This is a genomic window from Rhizobacter sp. (assembly GCF_031412075.1).
Classification (GTDB): Bacteria; Pseudomonadota; Gammaproteobacteria; order Burkholderiales; family Burkholderiaceae_C; genus Rhizobacter.
Map to the genome: position 1 here is coordinate 1 of NZ_JANOCG010000332.1, position 14,771 is coordinate 14,771.

At 67.4% G+C, this 14,771-nt stretch carries 12 protein-coding genes; 8 read left to right on the forward strand and 4 right to left on the reverse strand.

Features of this window, described 5'->3' with window-relative positions; genetic code table 11:
• On the forward strand, positions 1-1,673 hold a 1,673-nt coding region (locus tag RMO40_RS12020; RefSeq protein WP_309721173.1), incomplete at its 5' end, for a TonB-dependent receptor domain-containing protein.
• A 16-nt stretch (positions 1,674-1,689) separates the two neighbouring features.
• Here RMO40_RS12020 and RMO40_RS12025 read toward each other — a convergent pair.
• Positions 1,690-2,790, reverse strand: a complete 1,101-nt coding sequence (locus RMO40_RS12025) for a serine protease (protein ID WP_309721176.1) — start codon at positions 2,788-2,790, stop codon at positions 1,690-1,692.
• Complete coding sequence (locus RMO40_RS12030; protein WP_309721179.1) at positions 2,787-4,805, reverse strand: bifunctional metallophosphatase/5'-nucleotidase; 2,019 nt, start codon at positions 4,803-4,805, stop codon at positions 2,787-2,789. Before RMO40_RS12030 ends, RMO40_RS12025 begins: the two co-directional genes overlap by 4 nt.
• A gap of 230 nt (positions 4,806-5,035) precedes the next feature.
• Here RMO40_RS12030 and RMO40_RS12035 point away from each other — a divergent pair, with 230 nt between their 5' ends.
• Complete coding sequence (locus RMO40_RS12035) at positions 5,036-6,583, forward strand: CYTH and CHAD domain-containing protein (RefSeq protein ID WP_489660150.1); 1,548 nt, start codon at positions 5,036-5,038, stop codon at positions 6,581-6,583.
• Between the two features lie 12 nt (positions 6,584-6,595).
• On the opposite strand, the gene RMO40_RS12040 is transcribed toward RMO40_RS12035, so the two are convergent.
• Positions 6,596-6,757 carry a hypothetical protein gene (locus RMO40_RS12040; protein WP_309721185.1) on the reverse strand — a complete coding sequence of 54 codons (162 nt, stop codon included), beginning with the start codon at positions 6,755-6,757 and terminating at the stop codon, positions 6,596-6,598.
• A 222-nt stretch (positions 6,758-6,979) separates the two neighbouring features.
• Between RMO40_RS12040 and RMO40_RS12045 the strand changes: the two genes are divergently transcribed.
• From RMO40_RS12045 to RMO40_RS12070, 6 genes are read left to right on the forward strand one after another with little or no spacing between them, the layout of a single operon-like run.
• Complete coding sequence (locus tag RMO40_RS12045) at positions 6,980-7,648, forward strand: transglycosylase SLT domain-containing protein (protein WP_309721188.1); 669 nt, start codon at positions 6,980-6,982, stop codon at positions 7,646-7,648.
• Positions 7,649-7,664: 16 nt separating this feature from the next.
• On the forward strand, positions 7,665-9,278 hold the full coding sequence (locus tag RMO40_RS12050; protein WP_309721191.1) for a hypothetical protein: 1,614 nt from the start codon (positions 7,665-7,667) through the stop codon (positions 9,276-9,278).
• Between the two features lie 51 nt (positions 9,279-9,329).
• Complete coding sequence (locus tag RMO40_RS12055) at positions 9,330-10,850, forward strand: MBOAT family O-acyltransferase (RefSeq protein WP_309721194.1); 1,521 nt, start codon at positions 9,330-9,332, stop codon at positions 10,848-10,850.
• Between the two features lie 12 nt (positions 10,851-10,862).
• Positions 10,863-11,816 (forward strand): hypothetical protein, encoded by a 954-nt coding sequence (locus RMO40_RS12060; RefSeq protein WP_309721197.1) that lies wholly within the window; start codon positions 10,863-10,865, stop codon positions 11,814-11,816.
• Between the two features lie 46 nt (positions 11,817-11,862).
• Positions 11,863-12,897, forward strand: coding sequence for a hypothetical protein (locus RMO40_RS12065; RefSeq protein ID WP_309721200.1), 1,035 nt, complete (start codon positions 11,863-11,865; stop codon positions 12,895-12,897).
• 18 nt (positions 12,898-12,915) lie between these two features.
• Complete coding sequence (locus RMO40_RS12070; RefSeq protein WP_309721203.1) at positions 12,916-14,052, forward strand: glycosyltransferase; 1,137 nt, start codon at positions 12,916-12,918, stop codon at positions 14,050-14,052.
• Here the strand turns inward: RMO40_RS12070 and RMO40_RS12075 are convergent.
• Positions 14,043-14,759: a methyltransferase domain-containing protein gene (locus RMO40_RS12075; RefSeq protein WP_309721205.1), complete on the reverse strand. Its 717-nt coding sequence runs from the start codon at positions 14,757-14,759 to the stop codon at positions 14,043-14,045. The genes RMO40_RS12070 and RMO40_RS12075 overlap by 10 nt on opposite strands.
• Positions 14,760-14,771: the final 12 nt, after the last annotated feature.

Sequence of the window (14,771 nt, forward strand, 5' to 3'; positions counted from 1 at the left end):
TCATCCCCGAGCTGGCCACCGGGTTGCGTTACAAGAAAGGGCCGTACTACGCGAACGAGGGCGATTTTTCTGCCGCCGGTGCGGTCGAAATCACCTACACCGATTCGCTCGAGGCCGGCATCGCCAACTTTGGCATCGGGCAGAACGGCTACCGCCGCGTGCTGCTGGCCGACTCGCCCGCGCTCGGCGCAGGCAAGCTGCTCTATGCGCTGGAAGCAATGCGCAACGACGGCCCGTTCGACCGGCCCGACGACTTTCGCAAGCTCAACGGCGTGCTGCGCTATTCGCAAGGCGACCGCGCCAACGGTTGGAACCTGACCGGCATGGGCTACAGCGCCGAATGGAACGCCACCGACCAGATCCCGCTGCGTGCGGTGGAGAGTGGTGCGCTCGGCCGCTTTGCGCTGATCGACCCGACCGACGGCGGCCAATCGCACCGCTACAGCCTGGCGGGCGCCTGGCGCCAAAGCACCGAGACCTCGTCGACCGAAGTCACGGCCCATGTGGCGCACTGGCAGCTGGAGCTGTACTCCAACTTCACCTACTTCCTCGACAACCCCGATGACGGCGACCAGTTCGCCCAGCCCGACCGCCGCACGACCAGCGCACTCAACGTGCGCCACGCCTGGGCCTCGAATTGGTTCGGCCGCGAGGGCGAAAGCCAGGTCGGCGTGCAGCTGCAGAACGACAACATCTGGAACTCGCTGTTCAACACCAAGGCACGGCAGCTGATCGGCGTGCCCACACGCAGCGACCACATCGTTGAAAGCAGTGCCGGGCTGTGGGTCGACCACGCCGTGCGCTGGACGCCGGCCTTCCGCACCGTGGCCGGCTTGCGCGCCGACAGCTACCGCTTCGACGTGGAAAGCGACCTCGCGGTCAACTCCGGCACGCGCACGGCGAGCATCGTCAGCCCCAAGCTGAACCTGATCTTCGGGCCGTGGGCCAAGACCGAGCTCTACGTCAACCTCGGCAGCGGCTTCCACAGCAACGACGCACGCGGCACCGTGATCAGCATCGACCCGAAGACCGGTGATGCGGCCGAGCGTGTGACGCCGCTGGCACGCGCCAAAGGCTACGAGCTCGGGCTGCGCACCTCGCCTGTCAACGGGCTGCAGACCTCGCTGTCGCTGTACACGCTGGATCTCGCCTCCGAGCTCGTTTTCGTCGGGGACGCGGGCACCACCGAAGCCGGCCGGCCGAGCCGGCGTGTGGGCTTCGAGCTCGCCAACTACTACAAGCTCGACGACTGGCTGACGCTCGACGCCGACATCGCCTTTGCGCGCGCACGCTTTCGCGACAGCGCGCCCGAGGGCCAGCGCATCCCGGGTGCGGTGGAAGGTGTGGCGTCGCTGGCCGTGTCGGTCGACAACATCGGCCCGTGGTTCGGCGCGCTGCAGTGGCGGTACTTCGGGCCGCGCCCGCTGGTTGAAGACAACTCGGTGCGCTCCAAGGGCACGGCGCTGCTCAACGGGCACATCGGCTACAAGCTGAGCCCGAAGGTTCGCGTGGAGCTGGAAGGCTTCAACCTGACCAACCGCAAGGCGTCGGCCATCGACTACTACTACACCTCGCGCCTGTTTGGTGAGGATCCGCCAGAGGGTACAGACGACGTCCACTTCCACCCGATGGAGTCGCGTTCGTTCAGGCTGTCGCTGAACCTGGCCTTCTGAGTCGGCGCGGGCGCAGTCAGTCGGCGCGAATCAGCTGCAAGCTGCTGCGCAGCGCCCGCTCGTACACCTGGTCCAGGGGCAAGGCCGGCGTGGCCGATGGGGTGGGTGCAGGCCACTCCACCCCGGCCACGGCGCTGAGCGACGCCACGCGGCCGAGCCCGGGCTGGCCTGAGGTGCCCGCTGGCAGCACGATGCCGGCGAGCCGCCCTGCAGCGTCGAACACCGGCGAGCCGGCGCTGCCCGCCGGCACGTCGATGCCCAGGCGGCGTTGGGTGCCATCGGGCATCAGCCCGCCGAGGAAACCGCTGCTGATCTTGGGCCAGGCGGGCAGTGCGTGGGCCTCGGCGTGATAGCCCACCACCAGGCCGGGGCTGCCCGGAAACGGCTCACGCGGCGCGAGGGCGAGCGTGGCCGGCGCGTCGAGCGGCGTGGCCAGTTGCAGCACGGCCAGGCCGCTCGCTGCATCGCTGCGCAGCAGCTCCGCGCGCACGGTGCGCCCGAGGCCATTGCGCAACCACAGCGCGCCGCCCCCTTCCAGCAGGGCCAGCGGCACGATGGCATGGCGCGCATCGGGCAGCAGGATCGCGTTACCGGCCAAGCGCGCCTGGGCCGGCACGCTGTCGCCGAGCGGCTGCGGTGCAAAGAACGATGAATCGGGCGGCGCGGCGCTCGCGGTGGCGAGCCGCGCTTTCACACTCGCGAGCAGCGCATCACCGGGCAGCAGAAACTCCGCGCGGGCCAGTGCGTCGCGCGCCACGGCCTCTTGCCCGCCGAGGAACAGCAGCCACGCATACAGCGCCGCGCCCTGCCCTTCATGCGGGTGGGCACCCGCGATGTGGGCCGCAAACGCCAGCGCGCGGCGGTACTCGCCGGCCAGCATCTGCGCACGCACCCAGCCGATCTCGATGTCGGCCGCGTGCCGCAGCGCGGCCGCCTGCTCGAAGGCGTCGCGCGCGGTGTGGGAGTCGCCTGCTTTCAGCGCCGCTTCGGCACGCGCCAGCAAGGCTGGCAGCGCGGGTGGCGTGGCCTGCAGCTTGGCGCCCTGCACCTCGTGCGCAAACACGGTGCTCACCGCGCTGACCAGCAGCGCGAACGCGAGCACGTGTCGCACGGTCATGGGTTGACGTTCGCCCCACCCGGGCAGCTGGTGCCACCCACGCGCGAGATGCGCGGCTTGGCCAGCGACGGGTCGGCGGGGTTGTAGGCCGGCAGCGGAGCCTTGAACGCGGCCAGGTAGGCGGTCAGCGCGTCGATGTCTTGCGCGCCGCCGAGCAGGTTGGTGCCGTTCAGGAAGGTGCCGTAACCGTCACCGCCCGTGGCCATGAAGTTGTTGACCGTCACGCGGTAGGTGCGGGTCGGGTTGAGCACCGCGCCGCTGGCGTCGACGATGCTTTCGGTGACACCGCCGAGCGTGAGCGAGAGGTTGCGGATGCGTGCATCGCAAGCCTGGGCGCCGTCCCAGGTGTAGCGCAAGCCGGCCGACGGAACCATGATGCGCGTGGTCGCTGCACCCTGCCCACGGCAGCCGGCGAATTGCTGTTCGAGCACGTTCTTCAGGTCTTGCGCGGTGAGCGTCATGGTCACCAGGCTGTTGCCGAAGGGCTGCACGGTGAAGGCCTCGCCGTAGGTGATGTTGCCGTTGCCTTCGCCGGCCGCACTGCTCACAAAGTTGAAGCCGGGGCTGCGCACGCCGCCACGGTTCATGAAGGCGATCTGCGCACCGCCGAAGTCGGCGGGTGCCGTGGCGGCGAGTTGCGCATCGGCAATCAGGTCACCGGCGGGCATGTTGCAGGCGGCGTCGATGGCGGTGTTGGGCAAGTCGGTGGTGATGGAGCCGATCACCTGGCCGGCAATCGGCGAGACCAGGTTGTTGTAGCCGGTCATGATGGCGGCCACTTCGGCGCTCGGCGTCACGGCGGGGTTGGTGCGATCGACCAGACGGTTGGTCGGCAACACGGCGGTGATGTCGCGGGTGCGCGGGTCGATGGTCACGTCGATGTCGGTCAGCACGCGGCCGAAGGCGCTCGCGCTCGTCACCGGCACCAGGCGGCCGCTGATGTTGGGCAGGCCGGCGACGCGCGGCGTCACCGTGGTGCCGCCCGTGCTGGCGTCGGCCCTGACGTCGACGGTGTTGGCCGAGCAGTTGTAGGCCGCATGGGTGTGGCCGCTGACCACCAGGTCGACGGCGTTATCGAGCCGGCTCACCACGCTGGCGAGGTCGGAGCCGGCGAGGTTGCCGTCGCAGCCGTTGATGTCGGACAGGCCCGCACTCTGGAAGCCACCCTGGTGCACCAGCACCACGATCGCTTCGATGCCACGTGCGCGCAGGCGCGGCACCAGTGCGTTGACGGTGTCGGCCTCGTCACGGAATTGCAGCCCCGCCACGCCGCTGGGCGTGACGATGTTGGGCGTGCCCTTGAGCGTCATGCCGATGAAGGCCACGCGCACGCCGTTGAACTTCTTGATGCCGTAGGCCGGCAGCAGGGTGCGGCCGGTGGCGGTTTCGACCACGTTGGCCGACAGCCACTGGAAGTCGGCACCGTCGAAGCGGCCCGGCTTCTTCGAGCCCAGGCCCTGGCAGCTGTTGGGGTCTTGCACGCCGTTGGTGAGCTTGCAGCCCCCGCGTTGCAGGCGCTTCAACTCGGCCGAGCCCTTGTCGAACTCGTGGTTGCCCACGGCGTTGAATTCGAGGCCGATCTTGTTCAGCGTCTCGACCGCCGGCTCGTCGAAGAACAGCGCCGACACCAGCGGCGATGCGCCGATGAAGTCGCCCGCACCGACCACCACGTTGAGCGGGTTCTGCTTCTTCAGCGCGGTCACGTAGCCGGCCAGGTAGTCGGCACCGCCGACCGCCGGGCGCTGCGCGGCCGGCACCGAGGTGTTTGCGCCAAAGGTGCCCGGCGACAGCAGGTTGCCGTGGTAGTCGTTGAAGCCGATGATCTTCACGCTGAAGGGCTTGCGGTGACGGTCATGGTGGTGGTGGTCACCCCGGTCGTGGCGATCGACCCGTTCCACACCTGGCGCCCGCGTGTCGGCGTCGAGCGGGTTCCAGGCGGTTTCAACGGCGAGTGCGGCGCTCGAACAAGCGGCCAGGCCGGCCAACACGGCGATCAAGGAGTGACGAACTGACATGGGGTGCCCCTGTGCAACGGCGGACACCAGGCGCACCCCCTCGGCACGCGCAGACCGCCAAAGGCATGACGATGGCGCAGCAACATGACAAGACGTTGAATCGTGCACGCCCTGCACCGGCTCTTTCGGGTAAGGGCAATGACGCCGCGCGCACCGTCGCCGGGTCGATTGGGTATCGTCGTCGCCTTGGGCGGGCCTGCATGCCAATGCGGCCGGCCTCTCACTCCCCGATGCGCACCGTGAAGAAACAGACCGAGATCGAGCTGAAATTTCTCGTCCCTGCAGCGGCGCGAGCAGCGTTGCTGGCCGAAATGGCGCGAGGTTCAACCCCACCGCAGCGCATGTCGCTGGCCGCGATGTACCTCGACACCAGCGACCGGCGGCTCGCCAAGTCGGGCATGGCCTGGCGCTTGCGACGGGAAGGGCGGCGCTGGGTGCAGACATTGAAGTCCGCCGGCGCCCACGCGCTGGAGCGGTTCGAACACGAGGTCGCCCGCCCCGATGCGAGCCACGATGCCGCAGCGCATGCCGGCACTGGCGTGGGCGACAAGCTGATCGCCATCCTGGATGAAGCCCATGCCGCAGGTGCCGAGCTCGGCACACGTTTCCAGACCGAGGTGCGGCGCACCAGCCGCAAGCTTCGTACGCGCGGGGCGGTGGTCGAGGTGGCGTTCGACGAAGGGCGGCTGTTGTCGCAAGGGGCCAGCCAGCGCATCCGGGAAATCGAGTTCGAGCTGGTCTCGGGGTCGGCCACGGCGATGCTGGCGTTGGCCGAACGCTGGCGCAAACGCTTCGGCCTGATCCATGACCCGCGCAGCAAGGCCGCGCGAGGCGACCGGTTGGCACAAGGGTCGGCGTACCCGCCGGTGCGCAAGTCGAGCCGGCCGGACTATCCCGACGAAGTCACCGCGACCGAGGCCTTCGGCACCGTGTTGGACGAATGCCTCGCTCACATCACGCACAACGCGATCGGGCTGATCGAAGGCGACCCCGCAGGGCGCGTGGAGCACGTGCACCAGCTTCGGGTGGGCATTCGACGCTTGCGCAGCGCGCTGCGCAGCTTCGCGGGGCTGGCGGCTTCGCCGCCGGCTCACCTCGTCGATGGGCTGCGCGCCCTGTTTGCCACGCTCGGCCAGTCGCGAGACCGAGACGTGCTCGACAGCGGCGTCACGGCCCTGCTCACCGAGATCGGCGCACCGCCACTGGCCGTGCCCGCAAGCGGTCCCGGCCCCGACCCGTCACAAGCCCTGCGGGCGGGCGAGACACAAGGCCTGCTGCTGGCCTGGATCGCCTGGCGAACGGCCTTGGCCGAACCGCCGGCACGGGCCGACGCGCCAGCCGCCATGGAGCCCGACACGGCAGACTCAGAAGAGGCCGACGACGACGCGCGCAGCTTCCATCGCAAGGCAGAACGGCGGCTGCGCCGATGGCATCGCCGCATCGTGGCCGATTGGAATGCCTTCGACGAACTCGACGACACCCGGCTGCATGCCTTGCGCAAACGCATCAAGCGCCAGCGCTACGCGGTCGAGTTCTTCGCGCCGGTGTTGCGCCGGCGAAGCCTCGAGCGCTACCTGAAGCCGCTGGCCTCCGTCCAGGACCGCATGGGCGAGCTCAACGACCTGTTCGTCGCAAGGGCGAGCTACCAGGCGCTCGTGGCCACCGACCCGGCTGCGTGGTTCGCGCTCGGCTGCCTCGCAGCGCGCATGGCCGACGTGCGCTCGCGCGCCAAGCGCGCGCTCGAGAAGTTGGCCAAGGTCGATCCGCCCAGCCGCTGAGGGCGCAGGCGCTCAGCCCGCCGCGGCCGTCTCCGAGCGGCGCTCGTGCTCGCGTCGCAAGCGGTCAAGCTGATCCAGAAGCCGCGGAATGCCGGCCCAGCTGCCGGGGTGCGACATGCGGCAGGCCAGCTCGGCGAGCACGCGGCGGTATTGAGTGAGGATGACGGCATCCACGGGATCTTCCTTCGAGTGAGGTCAGGCAGCCATGCTCGCGACGCCGTGTGACAGGCCCGCCATCGCACGCCGAGGCAGTCAGCACCCAATGTGCAGAAAGCCGCAAAAGCGCCGGGTTCCAACGCGCGCGCCCGGCCCGGCGTAGCCAGGGCTCGGTGTGATACGGCTGTCACATGCCGCTGCTACCTTCGCCCGGCCCCTCCGAGGTCGATCAAGGTTGACATGCTTCCGACATTTGCCGGCTCCACCCGATTCAGCGCCACCCGCCTGCTGCTGCCGTGCTGCGTCGCCCTGGCGCTGCACACGGGCAGCCTGGCGTCACCGCGGGCTGGCATCTACCTTGTTGAAGACGACAGCGGCGCCCTTCACCTGACCGACGACGCCCAAGGCCGCGACGCCAGCCTGGTGCTGGCAACCGACAAGGCGGCGACAGATCAACTCCCTGCACAGCGGCACACCCCAGCACCCCGCGATGCCCGCTTCGCCGAGATCGTGCGCACCGCCGCCCAGGCACACCGCCTCGCACCCGAACTGCTGCACGCCGTGATCGCCGCCGAATCGGGCTACGCCGTGCGCGCCGTGTCACCGCGCGGTGCGCAAGGCCTGATGCAGCTGATGCCCGCCACCGCACGCGGCTACGGCGTGACCGACCCGTTCGACCCGGGTCAAAACATCCACGCCGGCGCGCGCCACCTGCGCAGCCTGCTCGACCAGTTCAACCAGAACATCTCGCTGGCACTCGCCGCCTACAACGCCGGTGCAGCCAACGTGCTTCGCCACCACAACAACAGGCCGCCGTTCGCCGACACCGCCGCCTACGTGCCGCGCGTGTTGCGCCATCTCGCGCAACAGCAGCTCGCAGCCGGCCGCCCGTCGACCCCCTCTCCCTGAAGCCCGATCCATGCCCATGAAACAACACCATGCCATCACCCTGCCGGCCCTGCTTGCCTTGCTCACTGCCCTCTCGGCCTGCGGCGGCGGCGACGACGGCGACACGCCCACCCCGGCGCCGCTGGCCAACCCCACATCGGGCGCCTACGGCTGGACCCTGAAAGCCTCCGGCTCCACCAGCGCGTTGAAGCACGGCCTCTCGCTCGTGCACCCCAGCCTGCCCGACAACGAATACGTGGTCGAGGTCGCCAGTGAAGCCATCAGCGACACGCGACTGGTGCTGCGCGGAACGGTGACCGCTGCGCAGCGCAACGCGAGCGACATCCAGCCGCACGCGCTGCTCTACATCTTTGGGGGCGATGTGCGCAGCGTGCCCATGCAGGCCAACGGGTCGTCGCCCGCCTCGCAGGTGAAACGTTCGAACACCAATTCGGCTTGCCGCTTCGTACTGGGCGCCAACGACCATGCAACGCCAGACAACTCACGATTCATCGTGTCGACGGCCGGCGCTGACGGCTACTGCGGCGATCACCCCGTCACCAGGATCAACGACGACGGGCGGGCCGAAGTGCGGCTGTCCAGCGGCACGACCATCGGCTACAGCGTCATCGCCGGAGACTGGCCCCTGGAGGTGGCGCGCGACCCGGTGACGCTCGCCCCGCGGGGTTGGATCTACCCTCGCCACGTCGAACTCTGGAACGCCGCGCCGGGCAACAACATGATCACGACCCGGGCGACTGGCACACCCGCGGTCACGCGTGTGGTGGCCAGCACCTTCGAGTCGGCCCTGGTCGAAGACGGCACACGGCTGAGCGTCTTCAACTTCGGCAGCGGCAACACCGTCACCGAGGTGCCCCTCGACGCCACACTCACGTCAGGCGCCAGCTGGCAGTTGATCGGGTTCGATGCCACCGCCTTCTATGTCTACGACGGCCGTCGCACCAACACCTTCAGTTCGCCCCTGCGCGTGCTGCGAATCACACGAACAAACCCCAGCGCGACGCAGATCGCCGCGGGCACCGGTCTCATCAGTGTGGCCAGCATGGGCACCGAGGTGTTGTACCTGACCGTGTTCTTGCAGACAGGCAACCAACTCGTGGCCCTCAACAAGGCCGGCGGCCTGCGCTTCGACACCACCTACCCCATCACCACCAAACCCTCGGTGCAGACCGGCGCCAACGGCAGGCACCAGCGGTGGCTCGTCACCGGCGTGGGCAGCCCGAACGTGAGCCACAGCATCGACATCGTCGACGAGAACAACGTGCTGTTGCACTCGGCTGCAGGCGGCTTCCCGATGGGCGTGGCCGAAGCCAGCACCGAGAACTTCAACGCCAGCGAGAGCCGAACCCGCTTCATCTACGCGCAGGGGTTTGGCACGCGCGCTTTCAGTGGGGCCACACTCGTGAGCTACGACAGCCTGACCGGCAACCGCCGCGAGTTGGGCACGCTGCCCGGCACGGCCGAGTACGGCGACAACTACGTGTTCGCCAACGCTGCAGGCGGCCCCGGCTCGTTCGGTGCGGGCTTTGCCACCCGCTCGGTGGCCGGCAGCTACGAGGAGCAGAGCGCGCGGGTGTTCTCTTACGACCTCGGCACGGCCGGCAGCATCAGGACCACCACAAGACGCTGACGCACGCGCGCTCCGAACCACTTGCACACGGGCCCGGGCGGCCCGACGCGCATGCTCTTCAACTCCCCTGAGTTCATCTTCGGCTACCTGCCGCTGACACTGCTCGGCTTCTTCCTGCTGGCCAGGTGGAGCACGCAGTGGGCGCTGGCCTGGCTGACGCTCGCCTCGCTGTTCTTTTATGGCTGGTGGAACCCGCAGTGGTTGCCGCTGATGCTGGCATCGATTGCCTTCAACTTCGTGGCCGGGCGGGAGATCGCCGCCAAGGCCCTCGGGCAACACACCGGCTGGCTCTCGAAGTGGTCGGGCCGCAGCCTGCTCATCGCGGCCATCACCATCAACATCGCTCTGCTGGTGTACTTCAAGTACGCCGCTTTCCTGGTCGACAGTGCGGCGTGGCTGGCCGGCTCGGCCTACCGATTCGAGGCCGCCGAGCTGCCGCTGGGCATCTCGTTTTTCACCTTCACGCAGATCGCCTTTCTGGTTGATGTGCACCAGCGCAAGGCCGTTGATTTCGACCCCGTGCGCTACGGCTTGTTCGTCACCTACTTCCCGCACCTGGTGGCCGGCCCGATCCTGCATCACAAGGAAATGATGCCGCAGTTCGCGCGGCCCGACATCTTCCGCTTCAGCGCAGAACGGCTCGCCGATGGGGGCGTGATCTTCATCCTGGGCCTGTTCAAGAAAACCGTGCTGGCCGACTCGTTTGGCGGCTATGCCCGGCCGGCGTTCGCCGCCGCACAAACGCAAGCGGTGAGCCTGTTCGAGAGCTGGGGCGCGGCGCTGTCGTACACCTTGCAGATCTACTTCGACTTCTCGGGCTACTCCGACATGGCGATCGGCCTGGCGCTGATGATCGGCGTGCAGTTGCCGATGAACTTCGACTCGCCCTACAAGGCGCGCAACATCGCCGAGTTCTGGCGGCGCTGGCACATGACGCTGTCGCGCTTCCTGCGCGACTACCTCTACATCCCGCTCGGCGGCAACCGCCGGGGCCTGGCCCGGCAACAGGTCAACCTGATGGTGACCATGCTGCTCGGCGGCCTGTGGCACGGCGCCGGCTGGACCTTCGTCATCTGGGGCGGCTTGCATGGTCTCTACCTGGTTGTGTTTCATGCCTGGCGGCGCTTGGTCGAGCGGCTCGGCCTGGCCCACCCTCACCCGATCACCGCGCGCATCAGCGCGCCGATCTCATGGCTGGCCACCTTTCTCGCGGTGGTGGTCGCCTGGGTGTTCTTTCGTGCGGCCGACCTGCCCACCGCGCTCACCCTGCTGCGCGGCATGGCGGGACAACACGGCGCCGTGTTGCCCGACCAGATCATTGCCCTCGTGCCCGCGCTCGGCCACATCGCCGACGGCGCGGGCAAGGTCGCCTACCTGGCCGATGGCACGGTGATGGGCTGCGTGGAGATGGCGCTGATGATCGGCCTCGGCCTGGCCATCGTGGTCGCCGCGCCCAACCTGCCGCAACTGAGCCCACGCTGGCGCTACCTGCTCGTGTTGCCGTGTGCGGCGCTCGCCTTGCAGCGGGTGCTGTATGGGCAGGCGTCGGAATTTCTCTACTTCCAGTTCTGAGGCCGGCGCATCGTGAAGAAGCTGCTCGCGCTCGCCGGTCTCGTCAGCTTGTCGATCGCCTTGTTCGTGGCGGTGTTCTCGGTCGTGCACCGGCCCCTGGTGGTGGGCGAGATCCAGAAAAACCTCGACTACAAGCTCGCCTATGCGCGGCAGCTTGCTTCGCCCAAAATCGTGGTGCTCGCCGGCAGCAACGGCCGCTTCAGCCACCGCTGCGAGGTGCTGACGGCCACGCTCAACAAGCCCTGCGTCAACGCCTCCATCGGCGTGGGCATCGGGCTCGACTTCCTGCTCGACCAATGGCGGCCGCTGCTGCAGCGCGGAGACATCGTCTACATGCCGCTCGAATACGGCCAGTACCGTTTCACAAAGGCCGAGATGCATGGCGGGCTGCAAAACGCCCTGATGGTGCACAGCCAGCGCGAGTACCTGCTCTCGCTCGGCGCACCCCGCATCACCGCCGCCTACGGTTCGTTCGACCTGCCGTTCCTCATCCACGGCCTGGCCGAGATGGCGCTCGATCGCCGCGGCTTTCGCCGCCGCAGCAGCACCGACAGCCTCACACCGCAAGGTGACGAAAGCGGGCACACGGCGCAGGCTGGCCAGGCCTACGCCGTCTTCCTGCGCAGCATCACGGCCGATACCGCCCAGGTGCCCGCGACCTCAGACGCCATCCGCGTGATTGAAGGCTTTTTGCAACAAGCCAAGCGAGACGGCATCGTGGTCGTTGGCGGCCTGCCAACGGTGCCCAATTCGGTCGTGATCGAGCCAGCCGACGTCGAGCGCCTGCGCCAGCTCTACGAGGCCCACGGGCAGCGCTTTCTGGTGCTGCCCAACCGATCCCGCTACGCGCTCGAATGTTTCTTCGACACGCTCTACCACCTGAACGAAGCTTGCCAGGTGGCCCACTCGTCTGCAGTCGCCGCGCAGTTCGGGGTGCTCCCCCCGACCCCAGCACATGCAAACTGACGCCCATTCCGCACTGATCCAGGTGGTACCGCCGGGCCAGGGTGGCGTGCTCGACTACCTGCTTTGTTTGAAGGGTGAGTGGGAAAGGATGGGCGTGGCCTCACACGTCATTGCGCTGTCGAACGAGCTTGCGAGACAACGTTCGCTGGCTGATCGTGTGAGCAACTGTGTCGGTCACGCGGCGGGCCCCTGCTGCGTGGTGCTGCATTTTTCGGGCTACGGCTACGCAAAGCGAGGCTTGTGCTTCTGGTTGCTCGCCGAAATAGCGGCGTTGCGTTTGCAACACCGCCAAGGGCTGCGCCTGGTGGTGGTGTTTCACGAGCTGTTTGCTGCAGGGCCGGTGTGGAAATCGGCGTTCTGGCTGTCGCCATGGCAAGCGCAGATCGCCAGACGCCTGGCCCGCCACGCAGACGCGCTATGGACCAACACGCAACAACACGCCCGCTGGCTTCGCGGCACAGTCGGGTCAACGACACCGATTCACGTGCGGCCCGTGTTTTCCAACATCGGTGAGCCCGAAGCTGTACCAGCCCCAGGACAGCGGCAGGCCCGCGCCGTGGTGTTTGGATCGACGTCGACGCGCCAACGCGCATTGGATGGCCTGGCAGGCCATGAAGCTGCGCTTCAACAGCTTGGCGTGGAAGAGCTTGTCGAGGTCGGCAGCGGGCCCGCCTCGACTCCGGGGCCAATCACCATGCCCTGCCGACACGCCGGCCGGCTCGAGGCTGCGGAGCTGGGACAACTGCTTCAGGAATCGCGTTTCGGACTGCTCGACTACCCTGCTGAATTCCTCGGCAAATCGGGTGTGTTCGCGGCCTATGCGGCGCATGGATGCGTGATTCTCGACACCTGCCAGCCCGGCCCCGACACCGACGGCCTGGTCGCCGGCAGCCAATACCTGGCGCTGCCCGCCGTGGCCCGCAGCCCATCCGCCCACCCCAACGTCGACACCACCGCAGCGAACGCGGCGCGCTGGTACGCCAACCATCGCCTGAGCGGCCAGGCACGCGAGTTGTTGTCCCTCGCCTGCGGCCTTCGCACGACGACGTCCATGCCAGCCGCCGCCATGGCAGAACACTGATCTCCAACCCACAAGGCCATGCGAATTCTCGTCATCAGCAACTGTCCGCTCGATCCAAACCAGGGTTCGGGTTACGTGATTTCAGGCTACGCGCAGCGCATGCGTGAGCGCGGCCACGAGGTCCAGGCCTATGGCATCGAGCACTTCACTCCGTGGCAAAACATGAGGCGCCTGACCCGGATTCGTCGCTTGCTGGGCTACGCCTACGCGACACATCAACACACGCGCCGGTCCTCGTACGACATCCTCGAGCTTTGGGGCGCCGAGGGCTGGCTCGCGCTGCTCACTTTGCGCTTCTTGAGAAAAGACAAGCCCATTGCGGTGTCACGTTCGAACGGGCTGGAGACACATTGGCGCAAGCTTCTCGGCGGCGAACGCGCCGGGCCGCGGGGCTGGATCAAACGTTTCATCGGCAATCTTCCAGAGATCGCCTTCCGCGACTGTGCGGCCCTGACGGTGGTCAGTCATTTCGATGCACGATTCGCGCGTGAGCGCGCCTACCAGCCCGACTCTCGGCTGCTGGTGATGGAAAACGCCCTCGAGCCAAGCTGGCTCGGACAATCTCCGACGTTCGAGCGCGAGCCGGTGGTCGGGTTCGTGGGCGCGTGGCTGGAAAACAAGGGGAGCGAACTGCTGCCCGACGTCATCCGGCATGTGCTCAGGCATGCCCCCGCCACCCGCTTCCTGTTGGTCGGCATCGGCAAGCAGGGTCAGGCAGACATCGCCGCGCAGTTTCCAGGTGAGTCACGCATTGAGACCGTGGCGTTCTGCCCACGCGATGAGGTCGCGAGCCTATACCACCGCATGGCGGTGTTGGTGGTGCCAAGCTTTTTTGAAAGTTTCGGGCTCGTCGCGGCCGAATCGATGTCGTGCGGGGTGGCGCTGGCGGCCACCCGAACGGGTTTTGCTGCCGGCCTGGCCGAGGGTGAATTTGCGCTGATCGAAAAGCGAACCTCAGCCGGGGTTGCGCAAACCTTGCTCTCTTTGCTGAACGACGAGGCGCACCGCCAATCCATCGCCCGCGCCGGGCACGCGCGCGTGCAGGCCCTCAGTTGGGAAAGTGCGGTTGATCGTCTGGAAGCGCTCTACCGCGCGCTGCTGGCACCGGACACCTCGGCCAGGATCGGCGGGGATGCCATGGGACGTCAACCGTAGTGCGAGGTCAGCGATGCGCGTTTGGTACTCGCATCGCCGCCTCTGCGATCCGCACTCTTTCGGATGACCAGGCACAACTGGTCTCCGTCGGGTGAGCCCTTGACCCCCACTGCGCGCAAGGCCCCTGCGGCGAGGCGCAAACCGCCGCGGGAGGTGGGGCTTGATCCGTCAAGAGGAAACCCCCATGAGCGCTCAATCTCGAACCCATGCCGGCGAAGGGTTCGCTCGAACGGAACATGAAAGATGGGGAGGATGTGGGTGGGGTCACCAATGGCGTCGAACTGCTTCAGCCGACCCAGCAGCAGGTAGCGCAATCGGGCTTCCACCGAATGCACGTTGGGTGTGGTGGCGAGAATCTTGCCCCCTGGCGAAAGGATTCGGGACAGTTCGGCCAGCAAGGAGCCGATGTTCTCGACATGTTCGAACACCTCGACGCTCACGGCAAGGTCGACCGATTCGTCTTCGAGCGGCGTGACACAGGCGTCGAGGTCGCACTCGACGAAGGTGATGCCAGGGCGACCCGTGGGAGGTGGCGCGATGTCCAAACCCCAAAGGTTGGTGTAGCCGCGCTCGGCCAGCCTGTCCAGCATCGCCCCGCTGCCGCACCCGACGTCGACGATCTTGCAGTTTTTTGCCGCATGGATGTCTTCGATCTGGGCAACGATGTGCGGGTGCAAGCCCGCGTTTGCCCTTTCCTCAAGTTTCATGTGAAGAGTCTC